Origin of the sequence: Ligilactobacillus ruminis DSM 20403 = NBRC 102161 (assembly GCF_900113455.1) — a bacterium.
GTDB classification, from domain to species: domain Bacteria; phylum Bacillota; class Bacilli; order Lactobacillales; family Lactobacillaceae; genus Ligilactobacillus; species Ligilactobacillus ruminis.
This window is the reverse complement of the sequence record NZ_FOPI01000056.1, coordinates 1-2,027: the sequence shown is the minus strand read 5'-3', so window position 1 is coordinate 2,027 and position 2,027 is coordinate 1. Positions and strand designations below refer to the sequence as shown.

Sequence of the window (2,027 nt, the reverse complement as noted above, 5' to 3'; positions counted from 1 at the left end):
CACATGAACATGGTCTTTATCATGATTCCACTCTACTAATTCAACACCATAATGATGCCTATCCGTTCAAATGTAGCCCTTAAGTATTCCGATATTTCATCAGATATTACTTTTCTGCGGTACTTTATCACCATCACAAGATGATAATTAATTGAATATACCGAATGTTTATTTTTGTCCAATTCCATTGTGTTTATCACCTTTTACAATTTATGCACTAATTATAATATCCGATTTAAAATGAATCAGGAAAAAAGAAGCGCTGAGTGCTTCAAAATAGGCGATTCATCCCCCGCTTAGAGAAGTGGGGGCATTCTCGCCCCTTTAGGGTAAAATGCTATAATTGACTAAACGAAAGGAAGGCGCATCCTATGATTGGAACAATCTTCAACACTGCCATGATTTTTTGCGGGAGCCTGCTTGGAACCCTGTTTAAAAAGGGCATGGCATCAAAATATCATGACATTTTGATGCAAGGGTTAGGGCGCTTGCGGTCGTCGCTTTGGGCTTAAATACGACGATTCAGCATATGCCAGACAGCAAGTACCCCGTGCTTTTCATCTTGAGTCTGGCAATTGGCGGCGTTGTCGGGACTTTTTTGGACCTTGAAAGCAGATTCTCAAGCCTTGTTGAAAAACACTCGAACGGACAATCGGCCCAAGGAATTTCAACCGGAATTCTGCTTTTTTGCATCGGGACTTTGTCAATCCTGGGACCGGTCAATGCCGCATTGAATCATGATTATACGTATTTGTTTACGAACGGGATGCTTGACGGCATCACTTCGACCGTTCTTGCTTCAGGATACGGCATCTGCATTGCTGCTTGCGCGCCCGTGCTTTTTTGCTGGCAAGGTTCTATTTATCTTTTGGCCAAACTTTGTGCCACAGCCATCAGCACGACGCTATTGACCGAACTTTCGATCGTCGGCGGCATCTTAATCCTTGCGTCCGGCATCAATATTTTGGGACTCAAAAAAATCAGCATTATGAATCTGTTGCCTTCATTGCTGATTCCGCCGATCGGATTGATGTTCCTTTAAAATGTTTCACGTGAAACAATGAAAGCTTTTAAAAGCGAACCAAAAGAAGCTGAAAAAAGTTCCTTTTCTGGACGTTTTGATCCATGGAAGGCAATTGTCATGCATACTTAAAAAACGGATGACTTGCAGTTGATTGCAAGTCATCCGGTTTTTTAATTTGAGACATATTCTGCTGAGATCTTTCATGATTCCATCATGTTTTTTCGCTTTGCACGACTCCGCAAGGACTGAGATGCTTGTTGACTTGCCAAAATGTGTCAAAAAGCAGTTCTTCCTTTGCAGAGATAGCGCTGCTTGTACAGCTTAATTTCAAAGCGTTCCTGGTGAAGCTCCGTAAGGCGCGTGTGCAGTATCTTAGATCCGTTCCTGACGATCTTTTCAGATTCGCAGTAGGGGCCATCTGTCCACATCGTAGGTCAGACGTGCCTCGATGACGTTGCGTTTCTCACCGTTGACGGATTCTGCGCTGAATCTGGTAATCTTGATGTTGGAGTCAGTGATGCCAAGGAGTTCAAGAGTGTTGTCCATGATCATTTCAAGGCCTTCTTTCGTAAATGAGCAGGTTGATTATTGGGAGTCAGCCTCTCTGAATCCACACCCTCCAGCCGTAGTTTCCGGCGGGTAAGCATTGTGATGTCAACCGCAACCAGGCAAAGTCGTGGAGCGCGCGACAGAGACAAGGTGTGGAACCGAGCGCTTAGCCCGCGAGCACCAGGCCTGCTCGAACGCCAGCAGGCAATCCTGCCAAGTGAGAGTACCTGGGCGGAACGGGCTGCGAGGTGAAACCCAGTTAGGTCGCAGCGCGTTCGAGCTTTGCGAATAAACGGTGGATGTCACGCAACGTTAGACGGAAACGAAGGTGGGAATGATAGATTCAGCTGCATTGGTATAGTTTCATTTTATAGCATTGCGAAGATATTTTGTGAATACAAAAAATGGTGTTGAAAAATCATCATCAACACCATTTAGTATAGACCCGGAAAAA

General features: G+C 44.6%; 1 protein-coding gene and 2 pseudogenes. 1 reads left to right on the top strand and 2 read right to left on the bottom strand.

Going from position 1 to position 2,027, the window contains the following annotated elements; genetic code table 11:
* A pseudogene (gene tnpA / locus BMZ95_RS10565) lies at window positions 1–188 on the bottom strand (IS200/IS605 family transposase); the annotation flags it as partial.
* Between the two features lie 183 nt (window positions 189–371).
* Here tnpA and BMZ95_RS10560 point away from each other — a divergent pair.
* Window positions 372–1,042 (top strand): annotated as a pseudogene (locus tag BMZ95_RS10560) (DUF554 domain-containing protein).
* Between the two features lie 378 nt (window positions 1,043–1,420).
* Here BMZ95_RS10560 and BMZ95_RS11325 read toward each other — a convergent pair.
* Entirely contained in the window at window positions 1,421–1,576 is a 156-nt protein-coding gene (locus BMZ95_RS11325; RefSeq protein ID WP_164477219.1) for a hypothetical protein, read from the bottom strand.
* Window positions 1,577–2,027: the final 451 nt, after the last annotated feature.

What these genes read in the sequence shown, in the direction of transcription:
- BMZ95_RS11325 (WP_164477219.1), bottom strand. Translation starts at nt 1,576, where the DNA reads ATGATCATGGACAACACTCTTGAACTCCTTGGCATCACTGACTCCAAC.